This is a genomic window from Halopseudomonas phragmitis (assembly GCF_002056295.1).
GTDB classification, from domain to species: domain Bacteria; phylum Pseudomonadota; class Gammaproteobacteria; order Pseudomonadales; family Pseudomonadaceae; genus Halopseudomonas; species Halopseudomonas phragmitis.
The window spans coordinates 3,807,251-3,830,477 of the sequence record NZ_CP020100.1 but is presented as its reverse complement, the minus strand read 5'-3'; the positions used below and the strand labels follow the sequence as shown (position 1 = coordinate 3,830,477).

The following is a 23,227-nucleotide window of genomic DNA, read 5'->3' as shown; positions in this document are numbered from 1 at the left end:
ATGAACAAGCCCGAATTCAGCCTGGCTGAACTGATGATAGTCGCGGCCTCGGAAGCCTGGCGCAACAACGGTGAACTGCTTGCCTCCGGCCTGGGCATTATCCCGCGCCTGGCAGCAAGTTTGGCCAAACTGACCCATAGCCCGGAACTGCTGATGACCGATAGCGAAGCCTATCTGGTGGAAGAGCCGATTCCGGTGGGTCCGCGTGGTGACTATGTACCCAAGTACGCAGGGTACATGCCCTTCGAGCGGGTGTTTGACTGTGTCTGGCATGGTCGTCGGCACGCCATGGTTGGTCCGACTCAGATCGACCGCTGGGCCCAGACCAACCTCTCGGTGGTGGGTGACTACAAAAAGCCCAAGGTAGCGATGCTTGGTGTACGTGGTTTGCCGGGTAACAGCATCAACCACCGCAACTCCTTTTTCGTACCCAGTCACAGCGCCAAGGTCTTTGTTGCCGATGAGGTGGACATGGTCTCGGGGGTTGGTTTTAAACCGGAGCGCTGGGGGCCGGGAATGCGCCACGACCTGATGGGCATCGGTGTAGCAGTGACCGACCTGTGCGTGATGGATTGGAAGGGGCCGGATAATGCGCCGAGAGTGGTCTCACTGCACCCCGGTGTCGATTTCGAGCTGGTCCAGGAGCGTACAGGCTTCCCGCTGCTCAAGGCTGATGATCTGGCCGAGACCCGCCATCCGACAACTGATCAACTGGCGCTGATTCAGCGACTCGATCCGCACAATCTGCGTGCCAAGCAGCTCAAGGGTAATCCGGCGGGTATCCGTACCACTGAGGAGGTCCGGGCATGAGCGAGCGTAACGAATTTGTCGAGCGGGCAGACACTGCTGTTTACGAGACCGATGAACCAGTGCTGTATCGGGTCGAGGAGGGGGTCGCCATCGTTACCATGAGCCGCCCCCAGTACAACAATGTGCAGAACTCACAGATGACTTATGCACTGGATGAATGCTTCCGCCGGGCGATCAATGATGACGGCGTCAAGGTGATTGTGCTGTGCTCGACCGGCAAGCATTTCTCAGCCGGGCATGATATTGGCACGCCTGGGCGCGATGTGACCAAGTCTTTTGAGCACAAGCACTTGTGGTGGGATCACACCAACAAGCCTGGCGGTGAGTTCCTGTATGTGCGTGAGCAGGAAGTCTACTTGAATATGTGTCGGCGCTGGCGCGAGATGCCCAAGCCGACCATCGCCATGGTACAGGGCGGGTGTATCGCCGGTGGGCTGATGCTGGCCTGGGTCTGTGATCTGATCGTGGCCAGTGATGATGCCTTCTTCCAGGATCCCGTGGTACGAATGGGTATTCCCGGGGTTGAGTATTTTGCCCATGCCTTCGAAATGCACCCGCGTATCGCCAAGGAATTCCTTTTTCTGGGTGAGCGCATGCCCGCCCAGCGTGCCTACGAACTGGGTATGGTCAATCGGGTTGTGCCGCGAGAGCAACTTGAAGCTAGCACGCTGGAGATCGCTCAGCGCATTGCTCAGCAGCCACGCATGGGGCTGGCGCTGACCAAGCAGGCGGTCAACCACATCGAGGATTTGCAGGGCAAGCGCACAGGCATGGAGGCGGTGTTCGCCTGGCACCACTTTGCCCATGTACACAATGAGCAGGTGTCAGGCGACAAACTGGGTGGTTTTGACGGTAAGGCCATGGCTGCCGCGAACAAGGCTCAGGCTGCCAAGGATAAGGGTGGCGCGTGATGACGGCACTCAGAACGCGAGTTACCGAAGCGTTGGGTTGCCGCTACCCGATCATTCAGACCGCCATGGGCTGGGTCTCTGATGCGAATCTGGTAATTGCCACTACCCGCTCCGGCGGCTTCGGCTTTCTGGCGGGCGCGACCATCGCAGCCGATCAGCTTGAGGGTGAGATTTGCAAGGTGATTGAGGCTACCGGTGGCAGCAATTTTGGCCTCAACTTTCACATGTTTCAGGACAATGCCACCCAGTGTGTCGATCTGGCCATCAAGTATCGCCTGCGGGCTGTAAGTTACGGCCGCGGCCCGGACAAGAAGACCATTCAGCGTTTCAAGGACGCCGGCGTGCTTTGTATCCCTACAGTCGGTGCGCTCAAGCATGCGCTCAAGGCGATTGAGCTGGGTGCTGACATGATTACCATTCAAGGCGGAGAAGGCGGCGGCCATACAGGTGGCGTGCCGACCACCATTCTCTTGCCGCAAGTGCTGGCGGCGGTTGATGTACCGGTGATCGCGGCCGGGGGCTTTTCTACCGGCCGGGGTCTGGCCTCGGCGCTAGCTGCCGGAGCCGAAGGCATTGCCATGGGCACCCGTTTCATGATGACCACTGATTCGCCGACCCCGGCTCAAACCCTGGAGCGCTATCTGGCGACGCAGGATACCCAGAATATTCGCGTCACTCTGGCGGTGGACGGTATGCGGCACCGGATGGTCGACAACCCGTTCATACGCAAGCTGGAAGCGGCCAGCCCGATGGGGCGGCTCTGGATTGCGCTCAACAGTGCGCGCAAATGGAAGGCGCAGACCGGCATGAGTACCGGGCACATGATTTGTACCTTTTTCAAGGCGATCAAGGATGACCCCAGCGCCATGTCGCAAGTGATCATGGCCGCCAACCAACCGATTTTGCTGCAACGCTCGATGGTCGAGGGTTTTCCGGACGAAGGCATTCTACCCAGTGGACAGGTGGCCGCAGCAATCGACCGTTTGCAGAGCTGCCAAGAGGTGATTGATGAGATCGCCCTTGAGGCTGAAACCTGCCTGCAACGGCTCTTTCAACGTATGCAAGATGATCCGGCCGGTGCTGTGGCCGAGCAACAGGGGAGTGCCCACGTATGACAACCGCTTTTACTACCCAGATTCAACAGGGCATTGCCGAGCTGGTGATCGACAAACCACCGGTCAATGCGCTCGATAGCCAGGAGTGGTTGGCTCTGGCTAACCAGATTGATGCCTTGGGCGCCGACCCCGAGGTGCGGGTGCTGATTATCCGTTCAGAAGGCCGCGGCTTCTGTGCTGGTGTGGATATCAAGGAGCTGGACGCTCATCCCGAACGGATCGTCAAGGTCAATGCTGGTAACTATGCCACCTTCAAGGCCATTCACCGTTGCCGGGTGCCGGTGATCGTCGCTGTGCATGGGTTTGTGCTGGGCGGCGGCATTGGTATGACCGGTGCGGCCGATATTGTGGTTGCCTCGCGCTGCGCGACCTTTGCCTTGCCGGAAGTGGACCGCGGGGCAATGGGAGGTGGTGCTCACCTGCAGCGGCTGTTTCCGGTACAGAAGGTCCGCTACATGTTCTTCACCGGGGAAACCGTCACAGCACCAGACGCCATGCGTTACGGCTTTATCGAGCGATTGGTCGAGCGCGAGGAGCTGGCTGCCAGCGCACGCGATATCGCTGCGAAAATTGCCGCCAAGAGCCCGGCAATGATCCGTATAGCCAAGGAAGCATTGAACGGAATTGAAGACGGCAACCTGGAAGACAAGTACCGCTGGGAGCAGGGCTTCACTCTGGAGGCCTACACCATGCCCGATTCGGCGGAAACCCGTCGTGCCTTTGTTGAAAAGCGCGAAGCCAGCTTCTGAGAACCACGCCATGCACCTGAACTATACCGACAAGCAAAACGCCTTTCGCGCCGAGGTGCGAGCCTGGCTCAAGGACAACGTGCCTAGCCAGCCGTTGAACAGTTACGACACCCGTGAAGGGTTTGAAGAGCATCGTGCCTGGGAGCGCAAGCTGTATGACAGCCGCTGGTCAATGGTCATGTGGCCGGAGCACCTGGGTGGTCGAGGCTGCGACCTGATCGAGTGGTTGATTTTCGAGGAAGAGTACTACGCTGCCAATGCGCCTATGCGGGTTAACCAGAATGGCCAGCTACTGCTCGGACCGACCCTGATGGAGTTCGGTAGCGAAGAGCAGAAGCGCCATTTCTTGCCGCGTATCGCGTCCAGTGAGGATATGTGGGCACAGGGCTGGTCAGAACCCAATGCCGGTTCGGATATGGCGGCGATCCGTAGCAAGGCCATTCGCGACGGCGATCACTATGTGGTCAGTGGTCAGAAAACCTGGTCGACCCGGGCGAGTTTCGCCGACTGGACCTTTGGCCTGTTCCGTAGTGATCCGCAGAGTCAGCGTCATCATGGCCTGACCTATCTGATGGTGCCGCTGGATAGCCCAGGGGTAACCATTCGCCCGATCAAGGCGCTGAATGGCAAAGAAGCCTTTGCCGAAATCTTCTTTGACGAAGTACGCGTGCCGGTTGAGCACCGTATCGGTGCTGAGGGGCAGGGCTGGCATGTGGCTATGGCTACCGCTGGTTTTGAGCGGGGTCTGCTGCTGCGCTCACCGGCCCGTTTCCAGCAGACGGCCAAGCGTCTGGTTGCTTTGTATCAGGCCAATCCCCAGATCGCCGAACGAGATCCTGGCGTGCGAGATGCGGTGATTGAAAGCTGGATGGGGGCTCAAGCTTATGCCCAGGCGGCCTATCACACCGTTGGCCTGGTTGAAAAAGGCGCCAAAATCGGTGCGGAGGCCAGTATCAACAAGATCGTTTGGTCCGAACTGGATTTGAAAATGCACGAGACCGCGATGCGGATACTCGGTGCCTACGGCGAGCTGCGCGGTACCGCCCCAGAAGCGGTGGATGGTGGCAGTTGGCTGGAGGGTTTCCTGTTTGCCCAGGCCGGTCCTATCTATGCCGGTACCAACGAAATCCAGCGCAACATCATCGCTGAGCGCATGCTCGGCTTGCCGAAAGCCTGAGGGAGCCGACCATGGACTTTACCTTTACCGAAGACCAGCTCGCTTTCCGCGAGGCCATCAGTAGGTTCCTGATGACTGAGGCCCCACCGGAGATGCTCCGTGAAATCTGGGAAACCGAAGAAGGCCGCTCACCGACCATGCGCCGCAAGATGGCCGAGCAGGGCCTGACAGCCCTGTCTGTGCCAGAAGCCCAGGGTGGCCTGGGTATGGATGATATCGCTTGGTCGCTAATGACCCAGGAGCTGGGTTATTACGCAATTGCCGACTCCATGGCCGATACCGCTTACGTTGCCACTGGTCTGCTAAATGCCTTGCCGGCTGGAACCCCGCGCCGTGACGAGCTGTTGGCGCAGATTGCCGAGGGCGATGTGCGGATTGCCGTTGGCCATCCAGTCAATCCGCTGGTGGCCGATGTGCACCTGGCTGACGTGGTGCTGGTTGAGCACCAGGGTGAGGTACATGCCCTGAGCCGTGAGCAGATCGGCTATGAGCGCAATCCCAGCATCGACAGCTCCCGGCGTTTGAGCCGCCTGAGCGTAACCCCGAATGCCGAGTCCTGCCTGGCAGATGCGGTCCATGGTCGACAGGCTTGGGATCAGACCCTTAACCGAGGCGCCTTGGCGGTTGCTGGCCAAAGCCTGGGGCTTGCGCAACGCATGCTCGATCTGTCGGTCGACTACGTGGTTCAGCGTAAACAGTTTGGCAAACCTATCGGCAGCTTCCAGGCAGTCAAGCACCACCTGGCGGATGTGGCTAGCAAGATCGAGTTTGCCAAACCGGTGCTTTACCGCGCCGCCCATGCGTTGGCGCGGGGGGAGGCAGGTGCTGCTCTGTGTGTCTCCCATGCCAAGCTGGCCTGCTGCGAAGCGGCATGGCTGGCGGCTCGACATGGGATCCAGGTGCATGGCGCCATGGGTTACACCTGGGAAGTTGATCTGCAGATGTTCATGAAGCGCTGTTGGGCGCTTGATTCTTCCTGGGGCGACCGCGCCTTCCACAAGTCACGAGTGGCCAAGGCCGTTCTGGCGGATGACGCCACGATTGGCCCGCAATACACCTTTGGGAGCTGAATCATGCCTGAAGCCTATATCGTAGATGCCCTGCGCAGCCCGACCGGCAAGCGCAAGGGCAGCCTGTCCGGCATCCATGCCATTGACCTTGGGGCGCATGTACTCAGGACGCTGGTTGAACGCAACAGCATTCCTGCTGACGAGTATGACGACGTGATTTTTGGTTGCGTTGACACCATCGGCTCCCAGGCGGGTGACATTGCTCGCACCAGTTGGCTGGCGGCCGGGCTGCCGCTGAATGTGCCTGGTACTACGGTTGACCGCCAGTGCGGTTCATCGCAGCAGGCCGTGCATTTTGCCGCTCAGGCGGTTATGAGTGGAACTCAGGATGTGGTCGCGGTGGGCGGAGTTCAGACCATGACCCAGATTCCGATTTCCTCGGCCATGCTGGCGGGCCAGCCCTTGGGGTTTGCCGACCCGTTCTGCGGCAGTGAAGGCTGGCGCGCGCGCTTTGCCGATCAGCCGGTCAACCAGTTCTATGCCGCCCAGCGCATCGCCAGCCATTGGCAGATCAGCCGTGCCGAGATGGAAGCCTTCGCCCTGGAGAGCCATCAGCGGGCATTGCAGGCGATTGCGGCCGGACATTTCGAACGTGAGATCGTGCCACTCAATGGCTTGAAACAGGACGAAACGCCGCGCGAGACCACGTTGGAAAAAATGGCCAGCCTGGAACCGGTTGACCCGCAGTTTCCGGATATCACCGCAGCTGTATCGAGCCAGACCTGTGATGCCTCGTCGGCAATGCTGGTGGTGTCGGAAGCCGCGCTGAAGCGCTACAACCTGACTCCGCGCGCGCGCATTCATCACCTCAGTGTGCGTGGCGATTGTCCGATCTGGCATCTCACCGCTCCGATCGAAGCAACCCGTCAGGCGTTGAAAAAAACCGGTCTGCGCATGGCCGAGATCGACCGGGTTGAAATCAATGAAGCTTTCGCGTCGGTGGTCATGGCCTGGCAGAAAGAGCTGGATTACGACCCGGCCCGTACCAACGTGCTAGGTGGTGCTATTGCCCTTGGCCACCCCCTGGGTGCGACCGGGACCAAGCTGATGACCACCCTGCTGCATGAACTGGAACGCAGTGGCGGCCGTTATGGTTTGCAGACCATGTGCGAAGGCGGTGGACAGGCCAACGTCACCATTATCGAACGCCTTTGAAGCGCCAGGCCAGACAATCAGGAGAGACATGATGGGAATTTTGAATGACCGAGTGGTGATCATTACCGGTGCTGGCGGCGGGCTGGGTGCAGCGCATGCCCGAGTCTTCGCTGCCGAAGGAGCCCGGGTACTGGTCAACGACATCAATCGCGAGGCTGCCCAGGCAGTGGTCGATGAGATCGTTGCCGCAGGCGGTCAGGCGGTAGTCAACTGTTCTGACATCACCAACTACTCCGACAGCGAGAACGCGGTCAAGCAGGCAGTAGAAACCTGGGGTGATCTGCACTGTGTACTCAACAACGCCGGCATCAATCGCGACCGGATGTTCGCCTCCATGACCGAGGCCGAGTGGGACGCGATCATGAGTGTGCATCTCAAGGGGCATTTCTGCATCAGTTCACATGCTGTGCACTATTGGCGTGATCAGGCCAAGGCCGGGCACAAGGTCGATGCGCGAATCATCAATACCACCTCTGGAGCCGGTCTGCAGGGCTCAATTGGGCAGTCCAACTATGCCGCTGCCAAGGCTGGGATTGCGGCGCTGACGCTGAATCAGGCTGCTGAGCTGCGCCGTTATGGCATTACTGCCAACGCGGTGGCTCCGGCTGCGCGTACTGGTATGACCACCGCAGTGGAGTCTATGGCCCAGCGCATGGCCAAACCGGAGGATGGTGGCTTCGATTACTGGGCACCTGAAAATGTCAGTTCATTGCTGGCCTGGCTGGCGAGCGAGGCGGCTGCTCATGTGAGCGGGCGGATATTTGAGGCCGAAGGCGGAAAAATTTCGATTGCTGACGGCTGGCGTACGACCGAAGGCGTCGACAAAGGCGGGCGTTGGGAGCCGGCTGAAGTAGCCGAGGCCGTGGCTCAGTTGCTGGCCAATGAAGTGCCGGCGCAGAAGGTCTACGGCAGCTAAGCCTGGAGGTCGTCCATGGAGTTTCGCTTTACCGACGAGCAGAACATGATCCGCGATAGTGCTGCGGCTTTTCTACAGGATGTCTCGACCCCAGCCGCTGTACGTAAAGCCATGGTGACTGAGGCTGGTTATGACCCGGAGCTATGGCGGCGTATCTGTCAGGAACTGTGCTTTCAGGCCATCACAGTACCGGAAGCCTATGGAGGTATGGGGCTGGGACAGGTTGAACTGGCGGCAGTGCTGGAGCAGATGGGGCGTGTGCTGCTGTGTTCGCCGTTCTTCGCCACCGTCGGACTGGGAGTCAATGCCTTGCTGCTGGCCGGTAGCGAGGCGCAGAAGCAGCAGTATCTGCCCGCTATCGTCGCAGGCGAACTGACCGCTACCCTGGCCTGGACTGGGCCACAAGCTGCACGCCGAGGCGGGCAGTGGGGCTGTGAAGCATTGGGGGCAGAGTGGCAGAAAACTGCCGAGGGTTATCAGCTCAGTGGTGAGTTGCGCTATGTGATCGACGGCCACACCGCCGGACTGCTGATCGTGGCGGCGCGTCAGGCAGCAAGCCAGGGGCGTGAAGGCATTGCGTTGTTTTGCGTCCCGGCCGGTAGTCAAGGCCTCAATCGCCAATGGCAGCCAGGGATGGATCAGACTCGGCATCAGGCGCGGATCGTTCTCAATCAGGTCTGCCTGCCTGAGAGTGCCCGTTTGGCGCCCGAGGCTGATGGGGCAGCAGTACTCGAAACCCTGCTGGATCTGGCCAAGCTGGCCATGGCGGCAGAGCAGGCTGGCGCAGCCCGCCAGGTGCTGGACATGAGTGTGTCCTATATGCAGGCGCGCGTTCAGTTTGGCCGACCGGTTGCGGGTTATCAGGCGCTCAAGCACAAGGCGGCGGATATGCTGCTCAAGTGTGAGGTGTCCCGCTCGGCGGTGTATTACGCCGCCTGTGTGGCCCAGGAGGCCATTGATCCTGACGGCGACAAGACTCTGGCCGGCGAGCTGCGTGAAGCCGCCGCTATGGCCAAGGCCTACTGTTCCGATACCTTTTTTTTCAACGCCGGTACTGCCATTCAGCTGCATGGCGGGGTGGGTTTTACCTGGGAATACGATGTGCACCTGTACTTCAAGCGGGCCAAGGCCAGCGAGCTGTACCTGGGCAGTGGCGCGGCGCAGCGCGAGTTGATCGCCAGCCTGTTGCTGGGTTGAGGAGTCGAGCATGAAGTTGACATTCAGTGCCGAAGACGAGGCTTTCCGCGCAGAGATTGCCGGATGGTTGCGGAAGAACCTGGTAGGTGAGTTTGCCGCACTCCGATTTCGCGGAGGCCCGGGCGATGAACACATGTTCCCCGCTGAGCGCAAGCGCTGGGAGCAAAAACTGGCTGAGGGGGGGTGGACCGGTATTGGCTGGCCCAGAGCCGATGGCGGGCGTGGTTGCAGTATCGAGCAGCAGGTTATTTTTCATGAAGAATATGCTCGAGCCGGAGCCCCAGGTCGGGTAGGGCATATTGGCGAAGGTCTGGCTGGGCCCACCCTGATTGCCTTTGGCAGCGAGGCGCAGAAGCTCAAGTATCTGCCGGGAATTCTGGCTGGTACTGAGCTTTGGTGTCAGGGCTATTCCGAACCCGGTGCAGGCTCTGATCTGGCTAACGTCAAAACTCGGGCACGGCCAGACCCGGTGGGCGGTGGCTGGTTGATCAATGGGCAGAAAGTCTGGACCTCGCTGGCTCATGAGGCGGACTGGTGCTTCGTCCTGGCGCGAACCGAGCCGGACTCGCAAGGGCATAAGGGGCTGGGCTTCTTTCTGGTGTCGATGCATCAGCCAGGTGTGGTCGTACGACCCATCGAGCAGTTGACCGGCACCTCGGAGTTCAACGAAGTCTTCTTCGATGATGCCGTTGCGGCAGATATCGTCGGCGAGCCCGGAGATGGCTGGAAGGTTGCCATGGCACTGCTCGGTTTTGAGCGTGGGGTTTCTACCCTGGGGCAGCAGATGCAATTCCAGAATGAACTGGACGAGATCATTCGGATCGCCAAAAGCAATGGTGCGGCTGTTGACCCAGTGATCCGCCAGCGTATCGCCGAGGCGCATACCGGTTTGCGACTGATGCGTTACAACGCCATGCGCATGCTCTCGGGTAGTGACAGTGGCCATGACCAGGCGTCATCGCTGGTGTACAAGCTGCACTGGGCTAGCTGGCATCGCAACCTGGGCGTGCTGGCGATGGATGTACTGGGACCTGAAGCCGAGATTATCGAGTCCGCACCCTACAACCTGACGCGTTTGCAGTCCCTGTTCCTGTTCACGCGCTCGGACACCATCTACGGCGGTACCAATCAGATCCAGCGCAACATTATTGCCGAGCGTGGTCTGGGCATGCCGAAAGAACCCAAAGGAAAACTGTCATGAAAGACATGATCAAAACCCCTGAATACGTCGCGGGGCATGGCCTGCTGAGCGGCAAGTCGGTGCTGATAACCGCCGCTGCTGGCGCGGGCATTGGCTTTGCTGCGGCAACCCGGGCAGTTGAAGAAGGTTGTCGCGGCATCGTCATCAGTGATGTGCATGAGGGTCGCCTGGCGGCGTCGGTCGAGAAACTGAAGCAGGAGACTGGCCTGGATGCGGTTTGGGGGCTGCTCTGCAACGTTGCCGATGAAGAGCAGGTTCGGGCGTTGATCGACTTCGCTGAGGACCGGCTTGCTGGTATCGACATCCTGATCAATAACGCAGGGCTGGGCACCAGCAAACTGCTGATCGATATGGAGGATGCTGAGTGGCACAAGGTCATCGATGTGACGCTCAACGGGACTATGCGTATGACCCGCTACTTTTTGCAGCAGGTCAAGGCCCGCGGACGTGGCGCGGTGATCGTCAACAATGCTTCGGTGCTTGGCTGGCGGGCGCAGAAAGAACAGGCCCACTATGCCGCAGCCAAGGCCGGGGTCATGGCGCTGACTCGCTGCTCGGCGCTGGAGGCGGCTGAGCTGGGGGTGCGGATTAACGCTGTAGCACCCTCATTGGCGGTGCATCCGATGCTGCGCAAATCGGCCCCCGAAGCGTTGCTCAAGGAGCTGGAGGCCCGCGAGGCTTATGGCCGTGGCGCCGAATGCTGGGAAGTGGCCAATGTGATGATGTTTCTGGCCTGCGACTACTCCAGCTATATGACTGGCGAGATCGTGCCGGTCAGCTCACAGCGTGCATGAGAATCGGGGAGATACAGCATGATGACAATTTTTGACAGCGCCGCTGCGCTGGAACAGGCGCTTGGCCAATCGCTCGGCGTGACAGACTGGCTTCTGATCGAGCAGTCCCGGGTTGATCAGTTTGCCGAGGCCACCGGTGATCACCAGTGGATTCATGTTGACCCGGAGAAAGCCAGGTCTGGTCCATTCGGCGGCACCATTGCCCACGGTTACCTGACCCTGTCGCTGGTGAACTACTTCCTGCCCCGTCTGATGCGGGTAGAGAACCTGCAGATGGGAGTCAACTATGGCTGTGACCGGGTGCGTTTTCCGGCTCCGGTTCGGGTTGGCGCGCGGATTCGAGGCGCCGGTGAAATTACCCAGGTCGAGACTTTGGCCAATGGCGCTGTGCAAGTGGTGGTGCGAGTGACTGTCGAGGTCGATGGCAGTGATCGACCTGGTTGCGTGGTCGACACCATCAGCCGCTACACCTTCAACTCCGATGCCTGATGAGGTTTTCCCCAATGCAAGAAGCAGTGATTGTTGCTACCGCGCGGACCGCGCTGACCAAATCATTTCGTGGCTCTTTCAACGATACCGAGGCCCCTGTGCTGGGTGGCCATGTGGTGCGGGCAGTGGTTGAGCGGGCTGGGATTGCTCCAGCTGAGGTAGGCGATGTGATTATGGGCGCTGCGGTGCAGCAAGGTACCCAGGGTTACAACATCGGGCGTTTGTGCGCCTATACCGGCGGTCTGCCGGATACCGTACCAGGTATGGCGCTGGATCGGATGTGTGCGTCAGGACTGATGGCCATAGGCGAGGCTGCCAAGGCAATCATGACTGGCGAACTGTCAGTGGCAATTGGCGGTGGCGTGGAATCGCTGTCACTGACCCAGACCAAGCACAAGAATGCTTACCGTGCCCGCTCTGAAGCGGTTCTGGAGGTCATGCCGAGTGCCTATATCCCGATGATCGAGACCGCCGAGATCGTAGCCAGCCGTTACGGCATCAGCAGGGCCGAACAGGATGCCTACTCCCTGCAAAGCCAGCAGCGTACGGCTGCTGCCCAGCAGGCTGGCCTGTTTGCCGAGGAAATCGTTCCGTTGAATGCGAGCAAGCTGCTGTTCGACAAGGAGGGCAAGCCGGCTGGGCATGAGCAGGTTTGTGCGGATCGGGATGAATGCAATCGCCCGAGTACGACGCTGGAGGGCCTGCAGGGGCTGGCGCCGGTATGGAAGGACGGGCAATGGGTTACTCAAGGGGAACATATTACCGCCGGTAATGCGTCGCAGTTTTCCGATGGCGCCGCCGCCTGCCTGTTGATGAGCCGTGAAGAAGCCAACCGTCGTGGACTCAAGCCCTTGGGCATCTATCGGGGGATCGCGGTGGCGGGCTGCAAGCCGGAGGAAATGGGTATTGGTCCGGTTTATGCGATTCCCAAACTGCTCGAACGCTTCCAGCTCAAGGTCGAAGATATCGGCTTGTGGGAGATCAATGAGGCCTTTGCCAGTCAGGTGCTGTATTGCCGCGACACCCTTGGCATTCCCAACGAGCGACTGAATGTGAACGGTGGGGCTATTTCCATCGGCCATCCGTTTGGCATGAGCGGTGCACGGATGGTTGGTCATGCGCTGTTGGAGGGGCGTCGACGTGGTGTGCGCTATGTCGTGGTGTCCATGTGTATCGGTGGCGGTATGGGGGCCGCTGGTCTGTTTGAACTCGAGTGATTGATGCTCGCCACTGCTTTACGGGCCCGCCTTGTGCGGGCCCGGTCGTTTTCAGGGGGCGTTGGCGCCCTATCGGCCTGCCGGCGAAACAGTTTGCTCAGGGCCACTTGCTCATTGCTTTGATCACGTAAGCCATTTGGACGATGTTGCCGCAGCCTGGCTGGACCAAGATCGTTCCAGGGTCTGTTTCAGTTGGTTATGTCTCACCTTCAGACAGCTGGCAGGCAAATAAAAACAAAGAGATGTCCCACTGGGGCATCACAGAGTGGATTGCGCCATGAGCAAATTGATCAGCTATTCCTTCTGCCTAGTCGTTGCCGCCTTGGTGGTTTTCGCCTTTTCTCCGCGCAGTGAAGGGCTTGATCAGCAGGTCGATATGGATCTGGGACGCGTCCAGATCAACGATCTGGTGCAGTTTGAGGGGCGTGTAGTTGCCGTGGGCGAGCGCGGCAGCATCATCCTCAGTGACGACCTGGGTGATACCTGGCGTACCACCCACAGTGACCGCGAGCTGCCTGTTACTTTGACGGGCATCAACTGGCTGGGCGAGCAGACCCTGATTGCCGTTGGTCATGATGAGTTGATGCTGCGTAGTGATGATGCGGGCGAAAGCTGGCAGGTGATCATGAACGATAGCGATGCCGGTGAGCCGCTGCTGGGGTCCTGGACCGCCGACGGGCAGAAAGTGTTCGCCTATGGCAGTTTCGGACGTTTCTTCATCTCCCACGATGCCGGCTATAGCTGGGAAGCCCAGGAACTGGATCTGCATGGCGAGCACCTGAACGATCTGGCCGGCGATGGTCAGCGCCTGCAGATGATGGTCGGCGAGATGGGGCTGGTACTACGCAGTGAGGATTATGGACAAAGCTGGTCGCGCATCGAGCCATTCTATCGTGGCTCGCTGTTTGGTGTTGCCCATTTGCAGGGCAGCACCTGGGTTACCTACGGCATGCGTGGTCATGTGTTCGTCAGCCATGATGACGGGATGAGCTGGAACCAGCTTGAACTGCCACACCGCTTGCCCTTGTACGGTCATGCCGTGAATGCCGACGGTATCGTGATCGTTGGTACCGGCGGCGCCTATGTCAATGTCTCGCGCTCAGGTGAGCTTGGCGATCTTGGTTTCATGCAGGGGCTGGGGACACTGACCTCTGCTGTGGTGCTGCCCAACAGTGATCTCTTTGTCGCCGGGCAACGAGGCCTGACACAAAAGGGACGCACTTATCTCGCTGTCATCGGTCAATAAGAGGTTGTCATGGCCAAGCACGTTCGTATGGTAGATCGCTGGGTCGAGTCCTTTGCCGACCTGTTGATGGGGAACCGCAAGGCCTTTCTGGCGCTGTTTTTGCTGGTTACGCTGGGGCTGGGCTACAGCGCCACGCAGATCCGTCTTGATCCGGGTTTCAACAAGCAGATTCCGATCAGTCATCCGTATATGGAGAACTACCTCCATTACAGCGAAACCTTCAGTGGAGCCAACACCATCCTGGTCAGTGTTAACTGGAAGGGTGAGGGTGATATCTACAACGCCGAGTTTCTCGATGTTCTGCGCCAGGTAACCGATGAAGTGTTCTTCATTCCCGGGGTTCGTCGTGCCAGCGTGCGTTCACTGTTCACTCCAGATGTTCGCTATGTGGAAATCTCCGAGGACGGTTTTGTCGGTGATGTGGTCATTCCTCCTCATTTCAGCGGTACACCTGAAGATCTGGAGCAGGTTCGTGGCAATACCGCGCGCTCCGGCGAGATCGGTCGTCTGGTAGCCAATAACCTGACTGCGGCCATCGTCAATGCCGAGCTTCAGGAGTTTAACCCGGAGACCGGCGAGCGAGTCTCATACGCAGAGGTGGCTGCGCAACTTGAGGATATCCGGGCGCGCTTTGAAGGTGAGCGCATTGAAATTGATATTGTTGGTTTCTCCAAGCTGGTTGGAGATGTGATTGATGGGCTTTTCGCGGTCATGGGCTTCTTTGCCATTGCCTTTTTCGTGACTGCCTTGTTGCTGTGGTTCTATTCACGTTCGCTGGTGCAGACTGTCGTGGCGCTATTGGTGGCGCTGGTGCCGGTGGTTTGGTTGCTGGGTACTCTGCCGTTGATCGGCATGGGCATTGACCCCATGTCGATTCTGGTGCCATTTCTGATCTTCTCGATCGGCGTCTCCCATGCTGTTCAGATGACCAATGCCTGGAAACAGGACATTTTCACCGGGATGGACTCTTTTTCGGCCGCCAAGAGTGCCTTCTGCAAGATCTTCATCCCCGGTGCGCTGGCTCTGCTGACCAATGCCCTTGGTTTTGGCGTGATCATGTTGATCGATATTCCGATTGTGCGTGAGCTGGGCATTACCGCCTGCATCGGTGGTTTGCTGATGATCTTCACCAACAAAATGATGTTGCCGATCATCATTTCTTACCTCCGGCTGGATCAGCGGGCCTATGCCGCCCAACAGGCGCACAAGGGTGAGAAACACAAACTTTGGTGGCGGCTTTCGGTGCTGGCTACCCCAGGGCCGGCGCTGGCAGTGTTCGCCATCAGCCTGACCCTGTTGGTGGCGGGTTCCTGGAAGAGTCGTGATTTGATCGTCGGTGATGTTGGCGTTGGTGCACCCGAATTGCGTGAGTCGGCCAGGTACAACCAGGATAATCTACGAATCACGCAGAGCTACTCGATTGGTCTGGATGTCCTGGCGGTTTACATGGAGACCGGTGTCGAGGAAGCCTGCCTTGACCCCGATGTAATGCGGGCAGTCGAGGAACTGGATTTCCATGCGCGTAGTCTCGAAGGGGTCAACTCGGTACAAAGTGTGGCCGGTATGGGCAAGGTCTCGATTGCCGGAAATAATGAAGGCAATCCGCGCTGGGCCGCTATTCCAGGCTCTTCACGTGGTTTGATGGCTGGATCACGCGCCTACTCCGACTCCCACGGGTTGGTAGTGGATGGCTGTCAGACCATGCAGGTGCTGCTGTTTCTGAACGACCATGAGGGCGACACCATTACTCATGTGGTGGATCAGGTTGAACGGATCATCGCACGGATTGACGAGCCCAAGGTCGCATTCAAACTGGCCGGTGGCAACGTTGGTGTCATGGCTGCTTCCAATGAAGCGGTGCAGCAGGCTGAGGCTCAGATGCATGGCTCACTGTTGCTGGCGGTGGCACTGTTCTGCTGGCTGACTTTCCGCTCCGGACGGGCAGTGCTGTGCATCCTGATCCCTCTGGCTATTGTCGCCACCTTGTGTAGTGCCGTGATGGCTTTGTTCGGCATTGGCCTGAAGGTCGCCACCTTGCCGGTCATGGCGCTGGGTGTGGGCGTAGGGGTGGATTACGGCATTTATCTGTATGAGCGCATGCAGCATGAACTGGCGTTGGGTAAGGATGTGCGTACGTCTTTCTATGAAGCTATGTGCCAGCGGGGAACAGCAGCTCTCTTTACAGCCTTTACCATGTCAGTCGGGGTCGGCACCTGGGTGTTTGCACCGCTGAAGTTCCAGGCCGACATGGGCATCCTGCTGGCCTTCATGTTCCTGGTCAACGTGTTTGGCGCGATCTTCCTGCTGCCTGGGCTGGCAGCCTGGTTCAATCGGGGCAAGCCGCTGGTTTCCGTCACTGCTAGGTTGAGCGGGTCTCAGCCGACCGGCTTGCAGGGGCGTTAGCCAATGATGAGCGAGATGGCGCGTCAGCGGCTCATGCTTGATGTTGCAGAGTATGACCGGCTGCTGGCTGATTTGTATGATTCTGCGATTGACGATCATAGCTGGAGCCGCTTCCTCTCGCGTATTCAGAGTCTGATGCAGGCCAACTTCGTGACTTTGATCCTGCGTACACCGCAAGACTCCGATAAAGGGCTGATGATCGTTATCGGGGATGTTGAGGGGCAGGGCAGTATCACCTATATCACCTATCCCTATACCGAAACCCCGTTCGTCAACACGCCGGTTAATCGGGTATTTACCGTAACTGATGTCATGAGCAAGACGGCCTGGCGTGCTTCGGACTACTTCAAGAGTTTCTGCGAGCCTCAGGGTGTGTTCCATGTGATGGGGGCTGATATTTCTCCATCCAGTGGTGGTATCTTTCGTTTTCGAATCACCCGTCCGGAAAGCATGCCGGACTTTAGCGAGCAGGAAAAACGCTTCTGTGCCGGCCTTATCCCGCACATGGGCAGGGCGTTGCATATCCATGGGCTGCTCGGGCATCGGGAGTCTTTGAGCAGTTTGTATTCCCAGGCCATAGGCCGCCTGTCAATAGCTACCCTGGTGCTGGATGAGAGCGGCAGGATTCTTGAAGACAATCAGACTGCCCGCAGCATGCTGGAACACAATGATGGCCTCAAGGTGGTGGCCGGGCGTCTTGAGGCCAGCTATCCGGGAGACAACAAGCGCCTCTATCAGGCCATACGCGCGGCACTGCAGGCAGAGCCCAGTGGCCCTGCACCGCTTTCCGAGGCCCTGTCGGTATCGCGTCCTTCCGGTCAGGTCAGCCTGGGACTGGTGGTAGAGCCAGTTCCACAGCAAGAGTGGGAAGAAGGCGGCGGCCGACCTCGTGTGATTGTTTACGTACGAGATGCGGTAGGAAAGTCGATGCTGAGTGCCGCGATGACGCGCCAGGTCTTTGGTTTCACTCCTTCAGAGGCGGCCTTGGCAATGGAATTGGCCAATGGTCTTTCGCTTGAGGATGCTGCCCAGTCTTTGGGGATCAGGCGCAATACGGCGCGTGCGCACCTGCGAGCGATTTTCTCCAAGACCGGGGTCAGGCGACAGACTGAACTGGTTCGACTGATACTGAACAGCGTCGTAACCCTGGGGCCTGAGGCCAAGGCTGGGCGGGGGAAAATGTCCGTGCTGGATAGCGAACCATAAGCAGCCAGCCAACCGTCCGACTGCGCTATGGAAGCTATTGAACTTGGTAGGCAATGGAGTAAATTGAAGTCTTGGCCATGGAGCGGCGAGGCAAAGAGACGAAAGTCATACAAAAACAAGGCCAGTCGTTGACTCCTGATGCAACGAGCTGGCTCGCGAGGTTGCATAATGACAATAATTACCCCAAACATGCGCGCAAACCACTCCGATATCATGTCCAAGCTGACCCTTGATGACTATGATCGGCTCGTCAGCTGTATCCATGATGGTGGTCTTGACAATGGCCGTCTCTCCGAAGCTCTGGAAGAGCTGCGCTTACTCTTTCAGGCGAACTACGTAACCCTTATCCTGCGTATTCCCGGTGTCGAGGACGTCGGTCTGATGTTGGTGGCCGGAAATCTGGAAGGCAGCGGCCAGGTAACGTATTTCACCTATCACCAATCCGATACGCCGTTCTGCAATCAGCCTGCGGATACGGTGTTTACTGTGGATGACGTGATGACTCAGGATGAGTGGCGCGGTAGTGACTATTACCGAAATCATGTTTGCAAGCAGGATGTCTTTCATGTCATGGGGGCTGATATTGCCATCCCCGAGGCCGGTATCCTTAGATTCCGCATCACTCGCCCAGAGTCTGCCGCGCCTTTTGGCGACCAGGACAAGCAGGTATGTCAACGCCTGTTGCCGCATCTGCGTCGCAGCCTGCATGTACATAATCTGCTGGGCAAAAGTGAGTCTCTGGGCTCGCTGTATGCTCAGGCCATCAATCGGCTGTCCGTGGCCACCATCGTGCTGGATGAGAACGGTGCAGTGCTGCAGCTCAACGATGTTGCCCGAGATTTGCTTGAAGTGGCCGATGGCTTAAAACTTGTGGGTTCTCGTCTTGAGGCGAGTTACCCGAGTGATAATCGTGAACTGCATAAATTGGTACGTGAGGCGGTTGATGAGCGTAATGGCCTGGTTGTAGAAAGCCGTGAGGCACTTTCGGTAGCTCGTCCCTCTGGGGAGGTGAGTCTGGGAGTGGTAGTCGAGCCGATTCCAACCATGCAGTGGGCTGAGGGCAAGGGCCAGCCCGCGGTTGTGGTTTACATACGTGATGCTGTAGGCAAGTCCCAAGTGGACAACCGGGTGGCCAAGGAGCTGTTCAGTTTCACCCCGGCGGAGACCGCTCTTGCCCTGGAGTTGGCTAACGGTCTATCGCTCGAAGAGGCGGCGGAGAATCTTGGCATCATGCGCAACACGGCGCGTGCTCATCTGCGTTCGATTTTCTCCAAGACGGGGGTGCGACGTCAGGCCGAGCTGGTTCGCGTCATGCTCAATAGTGTCGTGACTCTGGGACGAGGAGGTGTCTCACCGTTTCGCAATGGCAACATGGTCATTCCTCGTCCAGAGTTGCGTCCGTTAAGAACCGCACAGTCCTGACGCGCCTGTCCGTCAGCATCAAAGCCCTCCACGTGAGGGCTTTTTTGTCGGTCGGAGGTCTGTCACGTTTTAGTTTCCGGTTTTTAGTCCATGCGGACGATGAGTCGAGATGGGGCGAATCCAGATACTGGCTATATACCGTAATTGTGCGTAGAAAATCTGAAAGAGTGCATTATGACCGAAGCCTTTATCTACGATCATGTAAGGGCCCCGCGAGGGAAGGGAAAGCCCGACGGTAGCCTTCATGAGGTTACCCCGATCAATCTGGCCAAAGAGGTTCTGCAGGCCCACGTCGCCGGGCAGTCCTCGGCAGATCAGATCTGAAACGGAGAACTCTTGATGCAGGTTGCAATGATTACTGGAGCCAGTCGTGGCATTGGGCGGGCTGCGGCCCTGGCTTTTGCCGCCAGCGGTTTTGATCTGGTGCTGGCGGGACGGATGCGGCAACCAGGCCAACAATTGGAGCACAGCCTTCTGGACCAGAATGGCCAGCCGCTGCCAGGTAGCCTGGAGAGCGTTGCCGACGAAGTCCGTGCTCTGGGCCGGAAAGTCTGGTGCGTACATCTGGATTTGCTTGATAACGATTCGGTCGAGGCGGCTGCTGAGCAGGCGCTGAGTCTCGCCGGGCGTGTTGATGTGCTGATTAACAATGCGGTGTATCAGGGGGGTGACCTGAATGCGTTGCTCTGTGATCTGCAGGTGGACACCTTGCAACGAGTGGCACAGGCTTACCTGATCGCTCCATTCCTGCTGAGTCGCAGGCTGGCGCTAGCCATGGTTGACCAGCAGGCTGGAGTGATCATCAACGTCACTTCCGGGGCCGGCGAGAGCAATCCGCCGGTGCCTGCTGGCCAGGGTGGCTGGGGGTATGCCTATGCTGCTGGCAAGGCAGCGGTTTCGCGACTGTCTGGAGTCATCAAGGCCGAACTGGGAGGTAAAGGCTTGCGTGCCTACACCTTGAACCCGGGCGTGGTAACTACCGAAGCGCTGCAGGCAACTCTGGGTGAGGCTGGTATCCGGGCTCTGGGTGCCGGTTCGGCGCCGCCCGAGGTCCCTGCTGCAGTGATGCTCTGGCTGGTCCAGCAAGATCTGTCCGGCACCCACCAGAAACGCACCATTCATGCCCAGCCGTTTGCTGTTGAGCAACAGATTGTTCCGAGCTGATCTAGTCCAAGTGAAGGATGAAGCCCCTGGGCTATAGCGCCAAGATGCCATGTAACGGATGTGGTTTTTATCCGAACGGGTTCAGGCCGCTGCGCTTTGCGGGCGTATTCACGTGGGCGGAACCAAGCCGTGGTGAACAAAGATAACAATGCTCAGTGAGGAACAGAAAATGAATCAGTTGATCAACGTCAAGTCGGTTGTCGAGGCGGCGGAGCACCGCTATGCCCGCGGTTGGCATTGCCTGGGTGAGGCCAAGGAATACCGAGACGGCAAACTGCATACCTTGAACGTTTTCGGCACCCGCCTGGTGGCTTTTGCCAATGAGGCTGGTGAAATCAGTGTGCTGGATGCCTACTGCCCGCACATGGGGGCGGATCTTTCTCAGGGTGAAATCGTCGATGGGCGGGTCGTTTGTCCCTTCCATCACTGGGCATTTGATACCAGCGGCCGTTGCACCGAAATCCCCTATTGCAAGCGTATTCCACCCAAAGCCAAGACCCGGAAGTGGCTGACCTGCGAAGTCAATCGGCTGTTCTTCGTATGGAACAACCCGGAAGGTCAACCGCCCGCTGAGGGCGTTGAGATTCCTTATCTGCCAGAAATTGACAGCCCGGACTGGGATGACGATTGGCACCTGGATCTGATGGTTATCGATACCAACCCGCGCGAGCTGGTCGACAACCTAGTCGATGCCCAGCATTTTGGCCCTGTTCATGGTACTCCGACCAAGTATTTCCGTAATACGTTCAAGGGCCATATCGGCACTCAGCTGTTTATGGGCGATTCCGAACGTTTAGGTGGCGATCTGGTTGCCGATTCGGCCTACTATGGCCCAGCTACTCATTTCACCCGCATGAAAGCCGAATATGAAGGTCTGGTAGTCGAGAGCATCCTGCTCAATTGCCATGTACCGATCGGCCCCAACCAGTTCGAGCTGCGTTTTGGCGTGCTGGTCAAGAAGATTCCGGGCTGGACCGAGGAGCAGAACAAGCAGTTGGCGCTTGATTATGTGCAGCAGAATCGCACCTCTTTCTATCAGGATGTGGATATCTGGAGCCACAAGCGCCGGGTAGATACTCCAGTGCTGGCCGAGGGTGACGGCCCGATTTATCAGTTGCGTGAGTGGTATCAGCAGTTCTTCATGGATGAGAACGATGTGCCTGCTGCCATGAGCGAGCTGCGCGAGTTCATTGTGGTTGACCAGCGCTGAGCCTTGGGTGCTCGCACAAAGCCGGCTCCAGGCCGGCTTTGTGCTGAATGGAGTATTGAAAATGACCACACTGTTTTCTGGTGAGCAACTGAGTCTGGAACTGAGTGATGGATGTGCCAGGCTGGTTTTTGCCAACCCTGCCGCGTTCAACGCCTTGACCGTAACCATGGCCAACGAGTGTCGGCAGGCCACTGAAGTCCTGTTGGCGCGCGATGATGTGCGCATACTGGTACTTCAGGGCAGCGGTAAAGCCTTTATGGCGGGGGGGGACCTGCGTGCCATGCAGGAACAGCCGGTGCAGGTTGCCACGGCTATCATTGAAGCCATGCATCGTTGTATCGCTGACTGGCAGCGGGCGCCCTGGCTGGTACTCGCCTGTGTGCAGGGCGCGGTAGCTGGTGCAGGGCTGAGTTTGGTGGCGGCGGCGGACCTGGTTTTGGCGGCGGATGATGTTCGTTTCGTTTATGCCTACAGCGATATTGCCACTACCTGTGATCTAGGGTTGTCATGGCATCTGCCGCGACGCATCGGTAGCCGGCGGGTATTGGAGATGGCCTTGTTGGGACGTAATCTTGATGCCGTCTCAGCCATTGAGTGGGGGTTGGTCAACCAGGTGGCGCCGAGGGCTGGACTGGAAGATGCACTGCAAGTCTGGCTTGAGCGCCTAAATAGATATCCTGCCGGGCTGTTGCCTAGGTTGAAAGCCTTGCTGCGTGATTCTCCGGTTCAGTCGCTTGAACAACAGCTGGATTCTGAGCGTGAGGCGTTCATTGCCTGTGCCGCCGAGCCGGATTTTTGTGAGGCTATTTCGGCATTTTTTGCCCGCCGGGCCTGATTGGTAGCCGGCATCGTCCGAGCAGACGATGCCTATGGGATTGGCATCGGCTAGGGTCGAAATATCGTCCTTCGGTCTAGAGTGACAACTTATGAGAGCTGCCGTTCTTGTTGGCCTTATCGCCTCCATTCAGTCCCTGCTGACATGGGCCGATTCCTATGCTGACCAGGAGCTGCGTGCTCGTGGATTGCTCGAGCGGGCGGTCGCCCAATACCAGCAAGAGGGGGAGCGCAGCTTTGCAGCTTTCAGCCGACTGGGGCCTTTTACCGAGGATGACCTCTATGTGTTTGTGGTCAATCGTCAGGGCGTCATGATGGCCAGCGGCGGCCCTTCGCGAGTGTTAATTGGCCGCAACATAACGCCTCTGCTGGATGATCAGTTGCGAACAGGTTTTCAGTCCATTCTGCAGACTCCGCTGGAGCAGGGTGTGCAGGAAGGTGAGTACCGCTGGATCAACTGGCGCTTGGGCCGGGTCGAGCGCAAGAAGGCTTTCTACCAGCCGATGAATGGACACATCCTGGCTGTCGGCTACTACCTGCCAAGGGCCGATAAGGCCAGCGCGGTGAACATGCTGGAACGCGTTGTTCGCGCTCTGGAAACTGATCCCGAACAGACCATTGCCCTGATCAATCAGTTGGACAGCGAGTTCTATCAGGATGATATCTACCCGGTTGTGGTAGATAACGAAACCCGGCGTTTCCTGGCCCATGGGTACAATCACGGCCTGGTAGGTACCCGGTTTGAAACGGTCAAGGATCATGCCGGCAGTGACCTGGGCGCCCCCGTGGTTGCTTTGATGCAGAACCGTGATGAAGGTGAATTCAGCTATCAGTGGCGCAACCCTGTGACCCAGAAGGTTGAAGCAAAAACCGCAGCGATTCGCCGGGTTGGACGTTACCTGGTGCTGGTTGGCTGGTATAACGAGTAAGTCCAGGCAGCC

At 58.3% G+C, this 23,227-nt stretch carries 21 protein-coding genes; all 21 read left to right on the top strand.

All coding sequences use genetic code 11. From position 1 onward, the window contains the following. The 21 genes from BVH74_RS17665 (at position 1) to BVH74_RS17565 (ending at position 23,215) form a co-directional block, all read left to right on the top strand. A complete protein-coding gene (locus BVH74_RS17665) occupies positions 1-810 on the top strand; it encodes a CoA-transferase subunit beta (RefSeq protein ID WP_080051376.1) in 810 nt (269 codons plus the stop codon). Beyond that, positions 807-1,721, top strand: coding sequence for an enoyl-CoA hydratase (locus BVH74_RS17660; RefSeq protein WP_080051375.1), 915 nt, complete (start codon positions 807-809; stop codon positions 1,719-1,721). The genes BVH74_RS17665 and BVH74_RS17660 overlap by 4 nt, the downstream gene beginning before the upstream one ends. Then, positions 1,721-2,836 (top strand): NAD(P)H-dependent flavin oxidoreductase, encoded by a 1,116-nt coding sequence (locus BVH74_RS17655; RefSeq protein ID WP_080051374.1) that lies wholly within the window; start codon positions 1,721-1,723, stop codon positions 2,834-2,836. Before BVH74_RS17660 ends, BVH74_RS17655 begins: the two co-directional genes overlap by 1 nt. Then, positions 2,833-3,585, top strand: a complete 753-nt coding sequence (locus BVH74_RS17650) for an enoyl-CoA hydratase family protein (protein WP_080051373.1) — start codon at positions 2,833-2,835, stop codon at positions 3,583-3,585. The genes BVH74_RS17655 and BVH74_RS17650 overlap by 4 nt, the downstream gene beginning before the upstream one ends. Positions 3,586-3,595: 10 nt before the next feature. Continuing rightward, positions 3,596-4,762 (top strand): acyl-CoA dehydrogenase family protein, encoded by a 1,167-nt coding sequence (locus tag BVH74_RS17645; protein WP_080051372.1) that lies wholly within the window; start codon positions 3,596-3,598, stop codon positions 4,760-4,762. Between the two features lie 11 nt (positions 4,763-4,773). Further along, entirely contained in the window at positions 4,774-5,832 is a 1,059-nt protein-coding gene (locus tag BVH74_RS17640; protein ID WP_080051371.1) for an acyl-CoA dehydrogenase family protein, read from the top strand. Positions 5,833-5,835: 3 nt separating this feature from the next. Next, the gene (locus BVH74_RS17635) at positions 5,836-6,987 is read left to right on the top strand and encodes an acetyl-CoA C-acetyltransferase (protein WP_080051370.1); all 1,152 of its coding nucleotides are present in this window, start codon (positions 5,836-5,838) and stop codon (positions 6,985-6,987) included. Positions 6,988-7,018: 31 nt separating this feature from the next. Then, entirely contained in the window at positions 7,019-7,903 is an 885-nt protein-coding gene (locus BVH74_RS17630) for an SDR family oxidoreductase (RefSeq protein ID WP_080051369.1), read from the top strand. Positions 7,904-7,918: 15 nt separating this feature from the next. After that, on the top strand, positions 7,919-9,100 hold the full coding sequence (locus BVH74_RS17625; protein ID WP_080051368.1) for an acyl-CoA dehydrogenase family protein: 1,182 nt from the start codon (positions 7,919-7,921) through the stop codon (positions 9,098-9,100). 10 nt (positions 9,101-9,110) lie between these two features. Then, positions 9,111-10,301 (top strand): acyl-CoA dehydrogenase family protein, encoded by a 1,191-nt coding sequence (locus tag BVH74_RS17620; RefSeq protein WP_080051367.1) that lies wholly within the window; start codon positions 9,111-9,113, stop codon positions 10,299-10,301. Positions 10,302-10,306: 5 nt separating this feature from the next. Further along, complete coding sequence (locus BVH74_RS17615) at positions 10,307-11,095, top strand: SDR family oxidoreductase (protein WP_080051787.1); 789 nt, start codon at positions 10,307-10,309, stop codon at positions 11,093-11,095. 18 nt (positions 11,096-11,113) lie between these two features. Next, positions 11,114-11,584, top strand: coding sequence for a MaoC family dehydratase (locus BVH74_RS17610; RefSeq protein ID WP_080051366.1), 471 nt, complete (start codon positions 11,114-11,116; stop codon positions 11,582-11,584). 14 nt (positions 11,585-11,598) lie between these two features. Further along, complete coding sequence (locus BVH74_RS17605) at positions 11,599-12,801, top strand: acetyl-CoA C-acyltransferase (RefSeq protein WP_080051365.1); 1,203 nt, start codon at positions 11,599-11,601, stop codon at positions 12,799-12,801. Between the two features lie 277 nt (positions 12,802-13,078). Beyond that, positions 13,079-14,047 carry a WD40/YVTN/BNR-like repeat-containing protein gene (locus tag BVH74_RS17600; protein WP_080051364.1) on the top strand — a complete coding sequence of 323 codons (969 nt, stop codon included), beginning with the start codon at positions 13,079-13,081 and terminating at the stop codon, positions 14,045-14,047. A 9-nt stretch (positions 14,048-14,056) separates the two neighbouring features. Beyond that, positions 14,057-16,450: an efflux RND transporter permease subunit gene (locus BVH74_RS17595; RefSeq protein ID WP_080051363.1), complete on the top strand. Its 2,394-nt coding sequence runs from the start codon at positions 14,057-14,059 to the stop codon at positions 16,448-16,450. 3 nt (positions 16,451-16,453) lie between these two features. Further along, complete coding sequence (locus BVH74_RS17590) at positions 16,454-17,656, top strand: helix-turn-helix transcriptional regulator (protein WP_231705538.1); 1,203 nt, start codon at positions 16,454-16,456, stop codon at positions 17,654-17,656. A 168-nt stretch (positions 17,657-17,824) separates the two neighbouring features. After that, positions 17,825-19,078 (top strand): helix-turn-helix transcriptional regulator, encoded by a 1,254-nt coding sequence (locus BVH74_RS17585; RefSeq protein ID WP_218189151.1) that lies wholly within the window; start codon positions 17,825-17,827, stop codon positions 19,076-19,078. Between the two features lie 336 nt (positions 19,079-19,414). Continuing rightward, positions 19,415-20,242 carry an SDR family NAD(P)-dependent oxidoreductase gene (locus BVH74_RS17580; RefSeq protein ID WP_080051361.1) on the top strand — a complete coding sequence of 276 codons (828 nt, stop codon included), beginning with the start codon at positions 19,415-19,417 and terminating at the stop codon, positions 20,240-20,242. Positions 20,243-20,411: 169 nt separating this feature from the next. After that, positions 20,412-21,452: a 3-ketosteroid-9-alpha-monooxygenase, oxygenase component gene (locus BVH74_RS17575; protein WP_080051360.1), complete on the top strand. Its 1,041-nt coding sequence runs from the start codon at positions 20,412-20,414 to the stop codon at positions 21,450-21,452. Between the two features lie 61 nt (positions 21,453-21,513). Further along, positions 21,514-22,287: an enoyl-CoA hydratase/isomerase family protein gene (locus BVH74_RS17570; RefSeq protein WP_080051359.1), complete on the top strand. Its 774-nt coding sequence runs from the start codon at positions 21,514-21,516 to the stop codon at positions 22,285-22,287. Positions 22,288-22,378: 91 nt separating this feature from the next. Beyond that, positions 22,379-23,215: a cache domain-containing protein gene (locus tag BVH74_RS17565; protein WP_080051358.1), complete on the top strand. Its 837-nt coding sequence runs from the start codon at positions 22,379-22,381 to the stop codon at positions 23,213-23,215. Positions 23,216-23,227: the final 12 nt, after the last annotated feature.

Bases quoted from the DNA above. Each gene is read 5' to 3' on its own strand.
- BVH74_RS17620 (WP_080051367.1), top strand. From the start codon at position 9,111: ATGAAGTTGACATTCAGTGCCGAAGACGAGGCTTTCCGCGCAGAGATT.
- BVH74_RS17605 (WP_080051365.1), top strand. From the start codon at position 11,599: ATGCAAGAAGCAGTGATTGTTGCTACCGCGCGGACCGCGCTGACCAAA.
- BVH74_RS17630 (WP_080051369.1), top strand. From the start codon at position 7,019: ATGGGAATTTTGAATGACCGAGTGGTGATCATTACCGGTGCTGGCGGC.
- BVH74_RS17590 (WP_231705538.1), top strand. From the start codon at position 16,454: ATGATGAGCGAGATGGCGCGTCAGCGGCTCATGCTTGATGTTGCAGAG.
- BVH74_RS17660 (WP_080051375.1), top strand. From the start codon at position 807: ATGAGCGAGCGTAACGAATTTGTCGAGCGGGCAGACACTGCTGTTTAC.
- BVH74_RS17640 (WP_080051371.1), top strand. From the start codon at position 4,774: ATGGACTTTACCTTTACCGAAGACCAGCTCGCTTTCCGCGAGGCCATC.
- BVH74_RS17655 (WP_080051374.1), top strand. From the start codon at position 1,721: ATGACGGCACTCAGAACGCGAGTTACCGAAGCGTTGGGTTGCCGCTAC.
- BVH74_RS17665 (WP_080051376.1), top strand. From the start codon at position 1: ATGAACAAGCCCGAATTCAGCCTGGCTGAACTGATGATAGTCGCGGCC.
- BVH74_RS17595 (WP_080051363.1), top strand. From the start codon at position 14,057: ATGGCCAAGCACGTTCGTATGGTAGATCGCTGGGTCGAGTCCTTTGCC.
- BVH74_RS17615 (WP_080051787.1), top strand. From the start codon at position 10,307: ATGATCAAAACCCCTGAATACGTCGCGGGGCATGGCCTGCTGAGCGGC.
- BVH74_RS17575 (WP_080051360.1), top strand. From the start codon at position 20,412: ATGAATCAGTTGATCAACGTCAAGTCGGTTGTCGAGGCGGCGGAGCAC.
- BVH74_RS17570 (WP_080051359.1), top strand. From the start codon at position 21,514: ATGACCACACTGTTTTCTGGTGAGCAACTGAGTCTGGAACTGAGTGAT.
- BVH74_RS17610 (WP_080051366.1), top strand. From the start codon at position 11,114: ATGATGACAATTTTTGACAGCGCCGCTGCGCTGGAACAGGCGCTTGGC.
- BVH74_RS17650 (WP_080051373.1), top strand. From the start codon at position 2,833: ATGACAACCGCTTTTACTACCCAGATTCAACAGGGCATTGCCGAGCTG.
- BVH74_RS17645 (WP_080051372.1), top strand. From the start codon at position 3,596: ATGCACCTGAACTATACCGACAAGCAAAACGCCTTTCGCGCCGAGGTG.
- BVH74_RS17585 (WP_218189151.1), top strand. From the start codon at position 17,825: ATGACAATAATTACCCCAAACATGCGCGCAAACCACTCCGATATCATG.
- BVH74_RS17600 (WP_080051364.1), top strand. From the start codon at position 13,079: ATGAGCAAATTGATCAGCTATTCCTTCTGCCTAGTCGTTGCCGCCTTG.
- BVH74_RS17565 (WP_080051358.1), top strand. From the start codon at position 22,379: ATGAGAGCTGCCGTTCTTGTTGGCCTTATCGCCTCCATTCAGTCCCTG.
- BVH74_RS17635 (WP_080051370.1), top strand. From the start codon at position 5,836: ATGCCTGAAGCCTATATCGTAGATGCCCTGCGCAGCCCGACCGGCAAG.
- BVH74_RS17625 (WP_080051368.1), top strand. From the start codon at position 7,919: ATGGAGTTTCGCTTTACCGACGAGCAGAACATGATCCGCGATAGTGCT.